20 protein-coding genes are annotated in these 15,159 nt (G+C 66.8%); 6 read left to right on the forward strand and 14 right to left on the reverse strand.

Annotation, left to right across the window (positions count from 1 at the left end; genetic code table 11):
• The first annotated feature begins 1 nt into the window (after position 1).
• The 4 genes from gspL to AOA14_RS12950 are packed head-to-tail and all read left to right on the forward strand — an operon-like array spanning position 2 to position 3,120.
• Positions 2–1,147, forward strand: a complete 1,146-nt coding sequence (gene gspL, locus AOA14_RS12935; RefSeq protein ID WP_062902107.1) for a type II secretion system protein GspL — start codon at positions 2–4, stop codon at positions 1,145–1,147.
• Entirely contained in the window at positions 1,144–1,626 is a 483-nt protein-coding gene (gspM, locus tag AOA14_RS12940; protein ID WP_062902108.1) for a type II secretion system protein M, read from the forward strand. The genes gspL and gspM overlap by 4 nt, the downstream gene beginning before the upstream one ends.
• Entirely contained in the window at positions 1,626–2,345 is a 720-nt protein-coding gene (locus AOA14_RS12945) for a type II secretion system protein N (protein ID WP_062902109.1), read from the forward strand. Before gspM ends, AOA14_RS12945 begins: the two co-directional genes overlap by 1 nt.
• A 31-nt stretch (positions 2,346–2,376) precedes the next feature.
• Positions 2,377–3,120: a prepilin peptidase gene (locus tag AOA14_RS12950; RefSeq protein ID WP_238929653.1), complete on the forward strand. Its 744-nt coding sequence runs from the start codon at positions 2,377–2,379 to the stop codon at positions 3,118–3,120.
• On the opposite strand, the gene pal is transcribed toward AOA14_RS12950, so the two are convergent.
• The 14 genes from pal to AOA14_RS13020 all read right to left on the reverse strand — a co-directional run bounded on the left by pal (position 3,107) and on the right by AOA14_RS13020 (position 12,374).
• Complete coding sequence (gene pal / locus AOA14_RS12955; protein ID WP_174531846.1) at positions 3,107–3,622, reverse strand: peptidoglycan-associated lipoprotein Pal; 516 nt, start codon at positions 3,620–3,622, stop codon at positions 3,107–3,109. The genes AOA14_RS12950 and pal overlap by 14 nt on opposite strands.
• A gap of 112 nt (positions 3,623–3,734) precedes the next feature.
• On the reverse strand, positions 3,735–5,102 hold the full coding sequence (tolB, locus tag AOA14_RS12960; RefSeq protein ID WP_082819925.1) for a Tol-Pal system beta propeller repeat protein TolB: 1,368 nt from the start codon (positions 5,100–5,102) through the stop codon (positions 3,735–3,737).
• 5 nt (positions 5,103–5,107) lie between these two features.
• Positions 5,108–5,932 carry a cell envelope integrity protein TolA gene (locus AOA14_RS12965; protein ID WP_062902111.1) on the reverse strand — a complete coding sequence of 275 codons (825 nt, stop codon included), beginning with the start codon at positions 5,930–5,932 and terminating at the stop codon, positions 5,108–5,110.
• 10 nt (positions 5,933–5,942) lie between these two features.
• On the reverse strand, positions 5,943–6,458 hold the full coding sequence (tolR, locus tag AOA14_RS12970) for a protein TolR (RefSeq protein ID WP_062902112.1): 516 nt from the start codon (positions 6,456–6,458) through the stop codon (positions 5,943–5,945).
• A complete protein-coding gene (gene tolQ, locus AOA14_RS12975) occupies positions 6,458–7,156 on the reverse strand; it encodes a protein TolQ (RefSeq protein WP_003039244.1) in 699 nt (232 codons plus the stop codon). The genes tolR and tolQ overlap by 1 nt, the downstream gene beginning before the upstream one ends.
• Entirely contained in the window at positions 7,150–7,614 is a 465-nt protein-coding gene (locus tag AOA14_RS12980; protein ID WP_058811999.1) for a YbgC/FadM family acyl-CoA thioesterase, read from the reverse strand. Before AOA14_RS12980 ends, tolQ begins: the two co-directional genes overlap by 7 nt.
• Positions 7,615–7,716: 102 nt before the next feature.
• Positions 7,717–8,757 carry a Holliday junction branch migration DNA helicase RuvB gene (ruvB, locus tag AOA14_RS12985; protein WP_062902113.1) on the reverse strand — a complete coding sequence of 347 codons (1,041 nt, stop codon included), beginning with the start codon at positions 8,755–8,757 and terminating at the stop codon, positions 7,717–7,719.
• On the reverse strand, positions 8,750–9,160 hold the full coding sequence (locus AOA14_RS12990; protein WP_062902114.1) for a GFA family protein: 411 nt from the start codon (positions 9,158–9,160) through the stop codon (positions 8,750–8,752). Before AOA14_RS12990 ends, ruvB begins: the two co-directional genes overlap by 8 nt.
• Positions 9,157–9,756 (reverse strand): Holliday junction branch migration protein RuvA, encoded by a 600-nt coding sequence (gene ruvA / locus AOA14_RS12995; protein ID WP_062902115.1) that lies wholly within the window; start codon positions 9,754–9,756, stop codon positions 9,157–9,159. The genes AOA14_RS12990 and ruvA overlap by 4 nt, the downstream gene beginning before the upstream one ends.
• A 49-nt stretch (positions 9,757–9,805) precedes the next feature.
• Positions 9,806–10,279, reverse strand: a complete 474-nt coding sequence (ruvC, locus tag AOA14_RS13000) for a crossover junction endodeoxyribonuclease RuvC (RefSeq protein ID WP_062902116.1) — start codon at positions 10,277–10,279, stop codon at positions 9,806–9,808.
• 105 nt (positions 10,280–10,384) lie between these two features.
• Positions 10,385–11,131 (reverse strand): YebC/PmpR family DNA-binding transcriptional regulator, encoded by a 747-nt coding sequence (locus tag AOA14_RS13005; protein WP_003039229.1) that lies wholly within the window; start codon positions 11,129–11,131, stop codon positions 10,385–10,387.
• An 82-nt stretch (positions 11,132–11,213) separates the two neighbouring features.
• Positions 11,214–11,531 carry a YbjQ family protein gene (locus AOA14_RS13010; protein WP_058812003.1) on the reverse strand — a complete coding sequence of 106 codons (318 nt, stop codon included), beginning with the start codon at positions 11,529–11,531 and terminating at the stop codon, positions 11,214–11,216.
• A gap of 216 nt (positions 11,532–11,747) precedes the next feature.
• Positions 11,748–11,990 carry a DUF2312 domain-containing protein gene (locus AOA14_RS13015; RefSeq protein WP_003039223.1) on the reverse strand — a complete coding sequence of 81 codons (243 nt, stop codon included), beginning with the start codon at positions 11,988–11,990 and terminating at the stop codon, positions 11,748–11,750.
• 63 nt (positions 11,991–12,053) lie between these two features.
• Positions 12,054–12,374, reverse strand: a complete 321-nt coding sequence (locus tag AOA14_RS13020) for a DUF1244 domain-containing protein (protein WP_062902117.1) — start codon at positions 12,372–12,374, stop codon at positions 12,054–12,056.
• 113 nt (positions 12,375–12,487) lie between these two features.
• On the opposite strand from AOA14_RS13020, the gene pyk reads away from it, so the two are divergent.
• Together pyk and AOA14_RS13030 are read left to right on the forward strand one after the other, a co-directional pair.
• Positions 12,488–13,942, forward strand: coding sequence for a pyruvate kinase (gene pyk / locus AOA14_RS13025; protein ID WP_003039219.1), 1,455 nt, complete (start codon positions 12,488–12,490; stop codon positions 13,940–13,942).
• A 205-nt stretch (positions 13,943–14,147) separates the two neighbouring features.
• Positions 14,148–14,921, forward strand: coding sequence for an arginyltransferase (locus tag AOA14_RS13030; RefSeq protein WP_003039216.1), 774 nt, complete (start codon positions 14,148–14,150; stop codon positions 14,919–14,921).
• Positions 14,922–15,159: the final 238 nt, after the last annotated feature.

Here is a 15,159-nt window from a genome sequence, read left to right on the forward strand (position 1 = left end):
CGTGGCGCGGACGCTGATCCTCTGGCTGCCGTCGGCGGCGGCGCTCGGTGGCGACGAACCCGCACGGCCCGCCTGGCTGCGCATCGACGATGGCGTGATCGTCGACAGCGGGCAGGACGACGGCTGGGTCGACGCCTGGGAGAAACCACAGGACGACGCGGGCGACGATCGACTCATTGCACTCGCCCCTGCAGGCGACGTGCCGATCCATTGGCGCGCCTATCCCGATGCGGCCCCCGCGCAGGCGGCGGCGGCGGCGCGGATCGACGCGCTGCGCGACAGTCTGGGCGACGCGGCCGGACTGCACATCGTGGCCGGTGAGCCGGCCGAGACCGGACAGGCGGTGCCGGTGGCCGTCACCGCCCACGCCGCGATGACGGCCTGGACTGGCTGGCTCGCGGCAGAGGGGCTGACCGCCGCGGCGATCCTTCCCGCCGCCGCCATCTTGCCGCCGCCCGACGCCGATCATTTGTGGACTGCCGAACTTGGCGGCGAAGCGATCCTGCGCTCGGCCGATCGGGCATGGCGCTCCGATCCGGAAATCGACGCGCTGGTCGCGCAGGAGCGGACGATCGTCCCGCTGGGCGCCGATGCGGCGCGGGAAGCGTTGCTGCTCTCGCTCGCCGCGCCGCCGCTTGATCTGTTGAGCGGAAGCTGGAAGCCGAAGCGCCGCTGGGCGGTCGATCCGGATCTGGTGCGGATCGGCAAGCGCCTGCTCGCGGCGTTGCTGATCGTCAGCCTGCTGATCCCGGTCGCTTATGCGGTGCGCCTTGCCGCCGACACCCGCCGCGCCGATGCCGCAGTTGTCGCGGCTGCGGCGACGCTGGGGATCGAAGCTCCTGATGCGACCGCGGCGGAAGCCGAAGTCGATCGCCGGCTGGCCAGCGCGGGCGGCGGCCCGCTTGCCTTTTCGGTCCCGGCGTCGGCGCTGTTCGATGCGATGCGCGACACGCCGGGGGTGACGCTCAAGACGCTGTCGCACCGCACCGACGGGACGCTGACGACGACGCTGGCGGGGCCGCGCGTCGATGATCTCAACAAGGTGCTGCTGGCGCTGCAGGCGCGCGGCTATCGCGTGACCGCGCAGCCGATGGCGGGCACCGACGGCCAACAGATGGCAAATATTACGGTTCGGGCGGTGCCATGATCGACAGGATGCGCAATTGGTGGGCGGGTTTGTCGCGGCGCGAGCATTGGCTTGTCGGCGTTGCCGCGGCGCTGGCGCTGACGGTGCTCGTCTGGGCGCTCGGCCGTCCGGCCTATGCGGCGCTGGTCGATCTTGGCAGCGACCATGCCGCCGCGATCGAGCGCGAAGGGCGCGTCGCGGCCAAGGTGCATCTTTTGTCGCAGCGTCCGGCGAAAGCGGTTGCCGCCGCCACCGATGCGGTAGCGATCGACCAGTTTCTGGCGCAATCCGCGGGCGAGATCGGCCTGACGCTCGACCGTAACGAAGCGCGCGGAACGGCGCAGGCAACCATCGCCATCGCGACCGCGAAGGCGCCCGTCCTCAACGACTGGCTCGCCGCGCTCGAGACGCAGGGGTTCGTTGTCGATCAGCTCACGGTCACCCCGGCCGCCGACGGCACGGTGGGCATGACCGCCGAACTGCGCAAGGGCGGACAGTGATGGCCCGCTCGCACCGTCTCTGGATCGCCGCCGCGGCACTGCTCGCGCTGCTGCTGATCGCCGCGACCTTTCCGATGCGGCTGGCATTGTCGCTCGCTGGGGTCGCCGACGCGGGCTTCAGCGCGCGGACGGTGCGCGGCTCGGTCTGGTCGGGCGAACTTGTCGACGCGCGATTGGGCGCTCTCCCGCTCGGCACGGTCAAGGCCAGCCTGTCGCCGCTCGCCCTGCTGACGGGCAGCACGGAACTCGCCTTTGCGCGCCAGGACGATCGGCTGGGCGCCTTGTCGGGCCGACTCTACGGCACCAACCCGCGCGGCGCCGCCGACGTTAACGGCGTCACGACGCTCGCGGGCGGCCTCGGCGCGATCCCCGTCGACACCCTCCGCTTCGAAGGCGCCACCACACGCTTCGACAATGACGGGAAATGCGTAGAAGCAAGCGGACGGGTGCAGCTTTCGATCGCGGCGCCGATTGCCGGTCTGGATCTGGCGCGCGGGCTGTCGGGCCCGCTGAGCTGTGCGAACGGGCGTGCACAGGCGGCGCTGAGCAGCCAGTCGGGGATGGAGCGGCTGACGCTGGGGTTTGACGGTCGTGGCGCGTGGCGCGCGCAGTTCGCGATCACCGTCGACGACGATCCGTCGATGGCGGCGGCGTTGACGATGCTCGGCTTCCGTCCGGCGTCGGACGGCTACGTGCTGGCGACCACGGGCCGATTCTGACATGGCGGCGTTCGACGCCTTGCCCTTTGGCATGGGCGTCGGCTTGGCCGCTTTGGCGGGGTTGCTGCTCGGTAGCTTCCTGGCGACGCTGGTGCTGCGCTGGCCGCTGGGGCGGTCGGTGTTGCGCGGGCGTTCGCATTGCGATGCGTGCGGCACGGCGCTGACCGCGCGCGACCTTATACCCCTGCTGTCGGCCATCGCGGCGCGCGGTCGCTGCCGTCATTGCGGCGCACCGATTGACGCGCTGCATTGGCGGGTCGAATTGTTGTCGGCGGCGATCGGGGCAGCGGCGCTCGCGCTGATGCCCGGCACGGCGGGCTGGCTCTGGGCGCTGTTTGGCTGGCTGTTGCTGCCGCTCGCGCTGCTCGACGCGCGGCATATGTGGCTGCCCGATCCGCTCAACGTGGTGCTGGCGCTCGCCGGACTGCTGCTCGCCGGGCCGCTGCTCGAAGTAAGTCTGCTCGATCGCTGGATCGGCGCGGTGGCGGGTGGGCTGGTCCTTGCAGCCATCGCTGCCGCCTACCGGCGCGTGCGTGCGAGCGAGGGGATGGGGGGCGGCGATCCCAAGCTGGTCGCGGCGATCGGGTGCTGGATCGGGTGGCAGGCACTGCCGCTGCTGTTGCTGCTCGCCAGCCTGGGCGGGCTGGTCTGGGCGTTTGGCGCGCAACGAAAAGGGGACGGCCCGCTGTCGATGCGGGCCGTCCCCTTCGGTGTGTTCGCTTGCACCGCCGCTTGGGCGACGGTGCCGCTTTGGCCGTTGATCAGCGGCCGATAACGACCGTCACCGCGCGGCGGTTCTTCGCCCAGGCTTCCTCGTTCGATCCGAGTTCGGCCGGCCTTTCCTTGCCATAGCTGATGACATTCATACGGCTCGGGTCGATGCCGAGCGAGGCGAGATAATTCTTCGCAGCGTTGGCGCGGCGTTCGCCGAGCGCGATATTATAGTCGCGGGTACCGCGTTCGTCGGCATGACCTTCGATCGTCACGCGCACCGCGGGATTGCGCTGCAGCCATTGCGCCTGGCTTTGCAGCGTCGCCATATCCTCTGCATCGACATTATATTGATCGAAGCCGAAGAAGATGCGGTCCGAGGCGACGTTGGCGATGAAGTCCTGCTGCGACCCCGGAACGACCGCATTGGGGTCGGTTCCCGTACCGGTCCCGGTGTCGGTTCCTTCGGGGGCTGGCGGCAGCGTTTCGGGGGCCTTCTTCGAACAGGCACCCACAGTCAGCATGGTGATCGCCGCGATCATCGCGGTGGTTTTGCGTATCGTCATGTCGTCTGTCCTTTTTGTTGCGTTTTCAGTCGTGGCGAAATGCGATGAACGTCAATTTAACACAGGATTGAACCCCGCGGTTTTCCTTTGGTTCCGCGCGCGCCGGCGCGCCTCAGGGCAGGATCGGGCCCCAGCTCGGGTCGGACCCGTCCTGCGGCGTCGGCAACCGGCGCAGGTTCACGCCGGTCAGGTCGACCTGCCAGATCGTCGATTTGCCCTCGCGGCCCGATGTGGTGCGGAAGAACTGGATCACGCGGCCGTTGGGCGACCAGGTCGGCGCTTCGTCCTGCCAGCTGTTGGTCAGCAGCCGCTCGCCGCTGCCGCTGGGGGTCATCACGCCGATGCGGAACTCGCCGCCGCCCATTTTGGTGAAGGCGATCAGGTCGCCGCGCGGCGACCATTCGGGCGTCGCATAGCGACCGCCGCCGAAGCTGATCCGGCGCTGATCGGACCCGTCAACATTCATCGTATAGATTTGCTGGCTGCCCGACCGGTCGCTTTCGAAGACGATCTTCTTGCCGTCGGGCGAAAAGCTGCCGCCGACGTCGATGCCGGGGGCATTGGTCAACCGCACCGGCGTGCCGCCTTCGGTCGAGATGCGATAGATGTCGGTGTTGCCGCCGACCGCCATCGAAAAGAGGATCTGCCGGCCATCGGGCGACCAGCGCGGCGCGAAGGTCGCGTTGCGGCTTTCGGTCACCAGCTTCTGCGTGCCCCCATTGACGTCATAGATGAAGACGCGGACGCGGTCGTTCAGATAGCTGACATAGACGATCTTCTTGTAATCGGGCGAGAAACGGGGAGACAGCGCCAGCGCCTGACCATTGGTGATGAAGCGGTGGTTGCCGCCGTCCGAATCCATGATCGCAAGGCGCTTGATCCGGTTCCCCTTCGGCCCGCTCTCGGCGATATAGGCGACGCGGCTGTCGAAGAAGGGCGATTCCCCCGACAGACGCGAATAGATGGCGTCGGCGCATTTGTGCGCGGCACGGCGCCAGTCGCCCGGCTGGATTTCGAAACCCTGCCGCACCAGCTCGCTGCCGAGCTGGGTGTCATAGAGATAGCAGCCGACGACGAAGCCGCCGGTGCTGTTCGTCTGGACGAAGCCATGGACGACATTTTCGGCGTTGCGCGCCTGCCAGTCGGCGAAGCGCGGCGCGCGCACTTCCGCCATGCTGATCGCGCGAACGCTGCCGGGGCCGAGCGGCGCGTAAAGCCCGCTGCGTTCAAGGTCGGCGGCGATCACATCGGCGATCTGCCGCCCCAGATTGTCGGTGCGCAGCCCGGCGACGGTGGTGACGGCAGGCGTGGCGAAAGCGGGAACCGCGATGACCGTGCGGTCCTGGGACAGCGTGCCTTCGATCGTTTCGCGCGGTTCGGTGGGGACCGCGAGGGCGGGTGTGGGCGATGCGACCTGCGCCAACGCCGGGGCGACGGACAGCATGAGCGCGAGCGGGAGGGCGATGGAGCGAAGCGGCATCTCTCTTACCTCTTGATGAAATCGAGCGTGTAATTCTGCCAGAAGCTGTAATTTTCCTCGGGCAGGTCGAAGGGGGCGGCGAGTTCGATGGCACGCTTGGCGCATTCCTGATGCCGCTGGACCTGGAATTTGTTGCTGTCGTTCTGGCCGCTCGTCTCGACGCTGGTAAATCCGGCGAGCGCCCCCGACTGGGTCAGGCGGAATTTGACCACGGTCTTGAGTTGATCGACATCGACGCCGCTGATGCGGCATCCGTTCCAGCGCGGACCGACGGCGGCCTTGATGCTGACGTCGATCGAGCGCTTGACCTCGGCCGCCGTCGCGGCGGCCGGTGCGCCCTTGGAAGCCGGTGCCTTTGGCTGCGAACGGCTCAGCCCGTCGACGATGCCGTCGAGACGGCCAGTGGGCCGCGACGACTGTTTTTTCGGTTCGGCCTTGGGTGTCGGCCGCGGCGGCGCCTTCTGGGCCGCTGGCGGGGATTTCTTGGGTGTCGCCGGAACGGGCTTCGCGACCTGCTTTGGTGCAGGGGCGGGCGTCGGGCGGACGACGGGCTCGGGCAGCGGCGGCGTCGGCACCGGTTCGGGCGGCGCGGCGATATCGGCCGCATCCTCTTCGCCCAGCCGTGCGGCGGGGGGATTGGCGTTGATGACCGGCGCGGTCGATTGCGGCGCCGTCTCCGCGATCAGATCGACCTCCATCGGCGGATTGTCGAAACGGCGCTGGCCCGCGGTCCATTGCACTGACAACAGTACGATAATCACGACATGCGCGGCGACGGCCACGGCGATGCCGCGTCCCTGTGTTGCCCCATATGCCCGCGTTTCGGCCATGATCTTGACCCTATGGCTGCGTTTCTGAACCGTCCGTGACCGCGCTTTCGGCGGCAGCGGCGGTATCGGTGTCGGCGCCTGTCGTCACCAGCGCGATACGCGACAGGCCGGCGCGGTTGAGTTCGCCCATCACGCGCATCACCCGGCCATAGTCGAGCCCCTTGTCGGCGCGCAGCATGATCTGGCGCGGCTTGTCGCCGTCCTTCGTTTCGCGCGCGATGGCATCGAGGCGGGCCGGCAGTTCGGCCTCGGGGACGACCTGTTCGCCGATATACAGCGTGTCGTCGGCATTGATCGACAGTTGCACCGGCTCCTGCTCCTCGGTTTCGATCGGCTTGGCCCGGCTTTCGGGCAGGTCGATCGGCACCGCCGAGGCAAGCAGCGGCGCGGTGATCATGAAGATGATCAGCAGCACCAGCATGACATCGACGAGCGGGGTGACGTTGATCTCCGACATCGGCGCCCGGCGCCCGCCGCGCCCGCGACGCCGGCCGCCGACGCCGCCCGAAGGTCCGGTCATCGCCATCAGGCTTCGACCTCCAGTTCGCGGCTGAAGGTCGCGTGCAGGCCATCGGCAAAGCGGCCGAGCCGCGATTCGAGCCGGTTCAGCCGCTGCGAAAAGGCGTTATAGGCAATCACCGCGGGAATGGCCGCGAACAGCCCGATCGCGGTTGCGAACAGCGCCTCGGCGATCCCCGGCGCAACGACGGCGAGGCTGCTGTTGTTCGACGCGGCAATCGCGGTGAAGCTGCGCATGATCCCCCACACCGTCCCGAACAGGCCGACGAAGGGCGCAACCGAACCGATGGTGGCCAGCGTGCCGATCTTTTCGGCGAGCCGATCGACCTCGCCGGCGACGGCGCTGTTCATCGCAATGCCCAGCCGTTCGCGCGTTCCTTCACGGTCGATGACCTTGCTCCGCGTCGAACGGCGCCACTCGCCGATCCCCGCAGCCAGCACCTTCGCGCTCGGCAATTCTTCATTGCCATTCTTGTCGTAGAATTTGTCGATATTGTCGGCGCGCCAGAAATCGCGCTCGAAGCTGTCCGACGCCTTCATCATTTTGCCGACGCCGCGGCCGTGGGTGAAGATCACCGCCCACACATAGATGGACGCGGCGAGCAACCCGATCATTACCGCCTTCACGATGATATCGGCCTGCAGGAACAGCGCGATGGGGGACAAGGTCGCCGCGTCGGCGGCCAGCTTGATATTGTCTAGCAAGGGATGGTCTCTCCATTCATGATCGCGGTAAAGCGGCTGGCCCACCCGGCGGGCTGGCGGCGCGGCCGGCCCTCGGGCGACAGAAAGGCTGCGGTAACACGCCCGTTGGTTAACTCGTCCTGACCGCGAAGGATGCGTTGCGCGATAATCACGCTCGCGCCGCGCACCGCCTCGACGGTGCTGATAACCAGCAAATCGTCGTCGAGCTTGGCCGGGCGTACATATTTGATCGCAAGGTCGGTTACGGCCCAGGCGCCTTCGCCCGCTTCCATCGCCGCGCGCTGGTCGATCCCGGCGATGCGCAGCATGTCCGACCGGGCACGCTCCATATAGCGCAGATAATTGGCGTGATAGACGATGCCGCTGAGGTCGGTGTCCTCGAAATAGACGCGCAGCCGGTAATGATGCGCGGCCCCGACAAAGGCGCCGGGGATGAAAGGAGGCGGAACGTCAACCATAGTTGCGAGCGATAGCGATGCTTCGACTCGTCGCAAAGCCCTCTTGAACGGTTCGTCGCAGCGCGGGGCCGGTTGACGGATTCAAAGCCGCACTTTTCCGTCCTATTTTGCCGCGCCGCCGCCAGAATCGAATAGTCCGTCCTGCACGCCAGCGGGCGGATTGAGGCCCAGATGCTTCCACGCGCTGGCGTTGAGGCAGCGGCCGCGCGCGGTGCGGGCGATCAGGCCGATCTGGAGGAGGTAGGGTTCGATCACATCCTCGATCGTGTCGCGCGGCTCGCTGAGGCCCGCCGCCAGCGTTTCGGCCCCCACGGGCCCCCCGCGATAGATGTCGGCGATCATGGTAAGGTAGCGGCGGTCCATGGCGTCGAGGCCCAGCGCATCGACCTCCAGCCGGTTGAGCGCCGCGTCGGCCACCCGCGCGTCGACGATCTGCGCCCCCGCCACTGTCGCAAAATCGCGCACGCGGCGGAGCAGGCGCCCGGCGATGCGCGGTGTGCCGCGCGAACGCTTCGCGATTTCGAGCGCGCCGTCGGGCGCGATGCCGAGGCCGAGCAGGCGGGCGGCGCGGCCGATCACCTGTTCGAGTTCGGCATGCGTGTAGAAATTGAGCCGCACCGGGATGCCGAAGCGATCGCGCAGCGGCGTCGTCAGCAGCCCCTGCCGGGTGGTCGCGCCGACGAGGGTGAATTTGGGCAGGTCGATCCGCACGCTGCGCGCCGACGGCCCTTCACCGATCATGATGTCGAGCGCGCGGTCCTCCATCGCGGGATAGAGGATTTCCTCGACCGCAGGCGACAGGCGATGGATTTCGTCGATGAAGAGGACGTCGCCATCCTCCAGATTCGTGAGCAGCGCGGCAAGGTCGCCCGCCTTGGCGATGACCGGGCCGCTGGTCGACCGGAAACCGACGCCCAGCTCCTTCGCAACGATCTGTGCCAGCGTCGTCTTGCCCAGCCCCGGCGGGCCGAAGAAGAGCACATGGTCGAGCGCATCGGCGCGCGCCTTTGCCGCCTCGATGAAGATGCGCAGATTCTCGCGCGCCGCCGCCTGACCCACGAACTCGGCGAGCGACTTCGGCCGCAGCGCGGCGTCGGCATCCTCGGGGGTGCGGATCGGCGTCGTCAGGGCGGGCTCAGTCATAATGCTCTATTGCCTCGCCGGTGATCGAAACCCAAGGCTCCTTGCGTTCCTCATACACCGAATAGTCGGGGACGAAGCCGTGGCCGGGCGCGAAATTGCCGAGCGGGATCGCGTAGGCATCGTGATAGGGGCGCGCGCGATACCAGACGCCCGAACCGCAGGTGCCGCAAAAGAAGAAGTCGGCGGTGTTGCCGCTGTCGCCGGTATATTGCCACATCTTCGCGCTCGCTTCGCCCTCGATGCGGACCTGCTCGACGGGAAAGCGGACCTGCGCGGCAAAGGCGCTGCCGCTGCGCGCCTTGCACTCGCGGCAGTGGCACACCGACACGCGGATCGGCTCACCGGTGCAGGCGATGCGGATCTGGCCGCAGCGGCACGAGGCGTGGCGGGTGAGGGCGGTCATTTCGCCGCCTTTTTGAGCGCGACGCGAACCAGCGCATCCAGAGTGGCGCCCGCGCCCAGTTCCTCGCTCGCCGCGCCGACGGCGGCGCTCGCTTCGCCAGGTTTGAAGCCGAGGCCGGTGAGGGCGGTCACGGCATCGCCGAGCGGGCCGGCGGCCGGGACGGCCGCGGGACCGGTGCCGGCGATCCCGCCCAGTGCGCCTGCCTTGTCCTTCAGTTCGTGCGCGATGCGTTGTGCGAGCTTCGGTCCGACCCCGTTCGCGCGCGCGATCATCGCGCTGTCGCCGCTGGCGAGCGCGCGTTGCAGGTCGGCGACTTCGAGCGCGGAGAGGATCGCGAGCGCGACCTTTGCGCCGACGCCCTGAACGCTGGTGAGCAGCCGGAACCAGTCGCGTTCCTCGGCGCGGGCGAAGCCGAGCAGGCGGAGGAAATCCTCGCCCACCAGCATTTCGGTGTGGATGGTGACATCGCCGCCGACCGGGCCGAGCGCGTCGAGCGTGCGCGCCGATGCCTCGACCAGATAACCGACGCCGCCGACATCGATCACCGCATGGCCTGCGCCGCTGCTGTCGAGCCTTCCAGTGAGTTTTGCGATCATTTCGCCGTGCTAGCGCGGTAGGAATGAAAAGGGAACAAATTTGAAATCATCAGAAGCGCGGCCGGTGGTTCGCATGGCAGATCGCGACCGCCAGCGCGTCGGCCGCGTCGGCGCCCGCGACCTTCGCGCCCGGCAGCAGGATACGCAGCATCGCCTGCACCTGCTCCTTCGCCGCGCCGCCGGTTCCGACGATGGCCTTCTTGACGAGGCGCGGCGCATATTCGGCGACGGTCAGCCCGCCGCGCGCGCAGCCGAGCAGGACGACGCCGCGCGCGTGCGCGAGCTTCAGCGTCGATTGCGGATTGTCGTTGACGAACACTTCCTCGACCGCTGCCTGCGCCGGGGCATGGTCGGCGATCACGGCCGCGAGTGCAGTATCGAGATACGCCAGCCGGTCGGGCAGGGGCGCCTTTGCGTCGGTCTTGATCTGACCGTTGGCGATGTGGCTGATCCGGCTGCCCTCGACGCGGATGATGCCCCAGCCGGTGCAGCTGAGCGAGGGGTCGAGGCCGAGGATGATCATGTTAGAAGCCCCTCCCGCTTGCGGGAGGGGTTTGGGGTGGGCAAGCGGCGCGCCGTGCATCGGCCCACCCCCGGCCCCTCCCGCAAGCGGGAGGGGAGGGGTTTGTCATCCGAGCTTTTCCATCACCGCGTCGGGGATTTCGTAATTGCCCCACACGGTCTGCACATCATCGTCGTCGTCGAGCGTGTCGATCAGCTTGAACAGCGTTTGCGCGACGCTTTCGTCGGCGACTTCGCTTTTCAGCGTCGGGCGCCAGGCGAGTTTCACGCCTTCGGCTTCGCCCAGCTTGGCTTCGAGCGCCTTTGCGACTTCGTGCAAGGAATCGACGCTGGTCCAGATGTCATGGCCGTCTTCGGTCGATTCGACATCGTCGGCGCCCGCATCGAGCGCGGCTTCGAAGACGGTGTCGGCATCGCCCGCACTTGCCGCATAGCTGATCATGCCGAGCCGGTCGAAGCCGTGGCTGACGCTGCCCGACGTGCCGAGGTTGCCGCCATTCTTGCTGAACGCGGTGCGCACGTTGGTCGCGGTGCGGTTGCGATTGTCGGTCAGCGCCTCGACGATCAGCGACACGCCGCCGGGGCCATAGCCTTCGTAACGGATTTCCTCGTAATTCTCGCCATCATTGCCCGCGGCCTTGTCGATCGCGCGCTGGATATTGTCCTTGGGCATCGACTGCGCCTTGGCGGCGTTAACCGCCGCGCGGAGGCGGGCATTGGCGTCGGGATCGGGCAGGCCCATCTTCGCCGCCACGGTGATTTCGCGGCTGAGCTTCGAAAAGAGGCTGCTGCGCTTTTTGTCCTGCGCACCCTTGCGGTGCATGATGTTCTTGAATTTGCTATGGCCGGCCACGGCCTACCTCCCTTAACGGAAAAATCTGGGGCCGCCCCTAGCGCGAAGCGCGGTCGCAGACAACTACGGGCGGCGGCGCCGATCAGACAACCACGGCGGTTCCCGAAGCGCTGACCATCAGCATCGACCCGTTCTGGCCGAGCACTTCATAGTCGAGATCGACACCGATCACGGCGTTGCCGCCAAGGCGCGCGGCTTCGGCTTCCATTTCCCCAATCGCTTCCTTGCGGGCGCGGGCGAGGACATCTTCATATTTGCCCGAGCGGCCGCCAACGATGTCGGTGATGCTGGCGAACAGGTCGCGGAACAGGTTCGCGCCAACGATCACCTCGCCGGTAACGATGCCCAGATATTCGCGGACCGGATGGCCTTCGACAGCGTTGGTCGTGGTGCTGAACATATCTTCCTCCCTGGCGTCTGCGGTCAATGCTTCAAGCGGAGAGGCGGTGCCGGACCGCCGGTTTCGCGGAAGTTGTCAAACTTGTCGCTCCCCTCCGGTGCCATGATACCCGTCACGCCGAAATTGCCTGGTGGACCGGGCAAAGGAAGGCGTGACGGGTGACATGGCGAAGGGGGTAGCGCGGCCCGATAATGTAGGACAGCGATTTTTCGGAGTTCAGACGATGCCGAGCGCCGATTTGTAAACGTCGAGGATCGCTTCCATTTCCTTGCGGTCGTGGACCGGCATTTTGCGCAGGCGCACGATCTGGCGCATGATCTTGGGATCATAGCCCTGCGACTTCGATTCCAGATAAACGTCGCGAATATCGTCGGCGATGCCCTTTTTCTCTTCTTCCAGCCGCTCGATGCGCTCGATGAAAAGGCGCAGTTGTTCGTCGGCAGTCGTGGCTTCGCTCATTTTATGCTCCGATGGATATGGATGGTTGTGGCGAGAATCGCCTCGGGCGTCCGATTAGCGGGGTCAGGGATTCTTGGCCATGCTTTCTTCCATGCGGGCAAGCTGCTGAGGGGTGGCGACAACGTGAAAGCGCGCCTTCCATTCGGCGGTCGGCATGCCGTGGACGATGGCGCGGGCGCTTTCCTTGTCGAGGTCGCCCGCTTCGGCGATCCAGTCGCCCAGGCAGTTGCGGCAAAAACCCGCGAGGCCCATCAGGTCGATATTCGCCGCGTCGCTGCGGTGGCGGAGCAGGCGGACAAGGCGGCGGAAGGCCGCCGCGGCGACGGCATCGTCGATGCTGTCGAGGGGGTCGGCGGTCATCGGTTGGTCATCGCTGCACGACATGACATTCTCCGGTCTGTGGATGAATAGCTATACGGCGGTTGCGCTTCGGCAGGCAACGCGCCATGCCACGCGGCCGTAGCGATATTGTAGATCAAGAGACAAGCGGAGCAATCGTGGTCCAGAGCTTTACCCCCCGCCAGCGCAAGGTGCGTATTCTTGCCACGCTCGGTCCCGCGAGCGCCAATGCCGAAATGATTGCCGCACTGCACCGCGCCGGCGCCGACGCCTTTCGCGTCAACATGAGCCATGGCGACCATGAAGGCCATGCCAAGGTCATCGCGGCGATCCGCGCGCTGGAAAAGGAAACGGGGCGGCCCACGACGATCCTGGTCGACCTGCAGGGGCCGAAGCTGCGCGTCGGCACCTTTCGCGACGGGCCGGCCGAACTGGCGACAGGCGCCACCTTCGTTCTCGATACCGACAAGGCGCCGGGCGATGCCAGCCGCGTCCACCTTCCGCATCCCGAACTGTTCGCCGCGCTCGAACCCGAAACGCGCCTGCTGGTCGATGACGGCAAGCTGGTGCTGCGCGTCAAGAGCGTCGCCCCCGACCGCATCGAGACGCTGGTCGAGGTCGGCGGCAAGATTTCGGACCGCAAGGGCGTCAACGTCCCCGACGTGGTCGTGCCGCTCGCCGCGCTGACCGAAAAGGACCGCCGCGACCTTGCCTTCGCGCTCGACCAGCATGTCGACTGGATCGCGCTTTCCTTCGTCCAGCGGCCCGAGGATGTTGCCGAGGCGCGGCGGCTGATCGGCGGCAAGGCGGCGCTGCTCGTCAAATTCGAAAAGCCCGCCGGGGTCGCGCGGCTGGAGGAAATATTGGAGATCGCCGACGCCGCGATGGTCGCGCGCGGCGACCTGGGCGTCGAATTGCCGCCCGAGGCGGTGCCGCCGCTGCAAAAGCGGATCGTTGCGGCGGCGCGGCGGATGGGCAAGCCGGTCGTGGTCGCGACCCAGATGCTCGAATCGATGATCGTCTCGCCGACGCCGACCCGCGCCGAAGTGTCCGACGTCGCGACCGCCATATATGACGGCGCCGACGCGATCATGCTCTCGGCCGAGACGGCGGCGGGCGCCTGGCCGGTCGAGGCGGTGACGATGATGGATTCGATCGCGCGCTCGGTCGAAAGCGATCCCGACTATTACCGGCGGTTGCACTTCACCGAGACGCAGCCCGATGCGACCACCGCCGATGCGCTGGCCGAGGCCGCGGGCAGCATCATCGAGACGATCGCCGCCGATGCGATCATCTGTTTCACCGCATCGGGATCGACCGCGCGCCGCGTCGCGCGCGAGCGGCCGAATGCGCCTTTGCTCGTGCTGACCCCGAAGCGCGATGCGGCGCGGCGCATGGGGCTGCTGTGGGGGGCGCATGCGGTGCCGACCAAGGATATCGGCAGTTTCGAGGAGATGATCGCCAAGGGCAAGCGCATGGCGCTGCGCCACGGCATCGGTAAGGCGGGGGCCAAGCTGGTGATGATGGCGGGGGTGCCCTTCGGGACGCCGGGTTCGACCAATGTGCTGCACGTCGCGACGCTGACCGGCGACGAACTGCGCGGCTATAGCTGAACCGGACGCCGGCGCGGCCGAGTCGATTCAAATCGAGACAAGAGTTAGCGGCGGATTCAGAAAATTTTCGCGCTGATTCAGTTCGAGACGCTTTAAAATGGTAAATGGACTTTGCACCATTGACCGTGCGCGGCATAGTCGCTGGAACGAAGGCGACGGCGCACCGCGGTGGGGGCGCTTCTGCAAATCCGGAGGTTGAGCCCGCGTGTCCGCACCGTTCCGTTTTCCGCGCTTTTTCGTGACCAGCCCGGCGCCGTGCCCCTATCTGGCCGGCAAGACCGAGCGCAAGGTTTTCACCGAACTGAGCGGCAATAATGCCAATGAGTTGAACGACGCGCTGGGCCGGATCGGCTTTCGTCGTAGCCAGTCGGTCGCCTATCGCCCAAGCTGCGCCGATTGCACCGCCTGTGTGTCGGTGCGCGTCTGTGCAGGCGAGTTCAAGCCGAGCGGATCGCAGAAGCGGACGATCCGCCGCAACGCCGATCTGGTCGTTACCGCGTGCAAACCCTGGGCGACCGAGGAGCAATATGCGCTGCTGCGATCCTATCTCGGCGCGCGCCACCCCGATGGCGGCATGGCCGATATGGATGAACAGGATTTTGCCGACATGGTCGAGCAGACTCCGGTCGACAGCTATATGATCGAATATCGCGAGCCGACCACCGACGGTTCGCGCGGCCGGCTCGTCGGCTGCTGCCTGACCGACCGTCAGGGCGACGGCCTGTCGATGATCTACAGCTTCTTCGATGCCGCCCATCCTCTGCGCGAGGGGCTGGGCACCTTCATCATCGCCGATCATATCCGCCGCGCGTCCAAGGCGGGGCTGCCCTATGTCTATCTGGGCTATTGGATCGAAGGATCGGCCCGCATGGCGTACAAGGCGCGCTTCCGCCCGCTGGAAAAGCTGGGGCCGGAAGGCTGGACGCGGTGCGAGCCGGTGGCCTCCGATCGCATTGCGGCGATGTTCGAGATCGCCTGACCGCCCAAGACGCGGCATTGTCGCTTCGAAAATCAAGTTCGCCGGCCGCCGCGCGCGCGTCGCCGGTTGACCTTTTCCCGCATTGACCTTTTCCCGCATTCAGGGGCATAGCTAGGCTTCCAGGACATAAGTCCGGGTCGCATCCGTAAATTGATCGCCAAATGGGGCCGGCGAGAGGGGGAAGGGATGCTGGTGCGCATGGTCATCTGCAGCAACGGCGACGGGCGCGACGGCGGAT

Origin of the sequence: Sphingopyxis terrae subsp. terrae NBRC 15098 (assembly GCF_001610975.1) — a bacterium.
Classification (GTDB): domain Bacteria; phylum Pseudomonadota; class Alphaproteobacteria; order Sphingomonadales; family Sphingomonadaceae; genus Sphingopyxis; species Sphingopyxis terrae_A.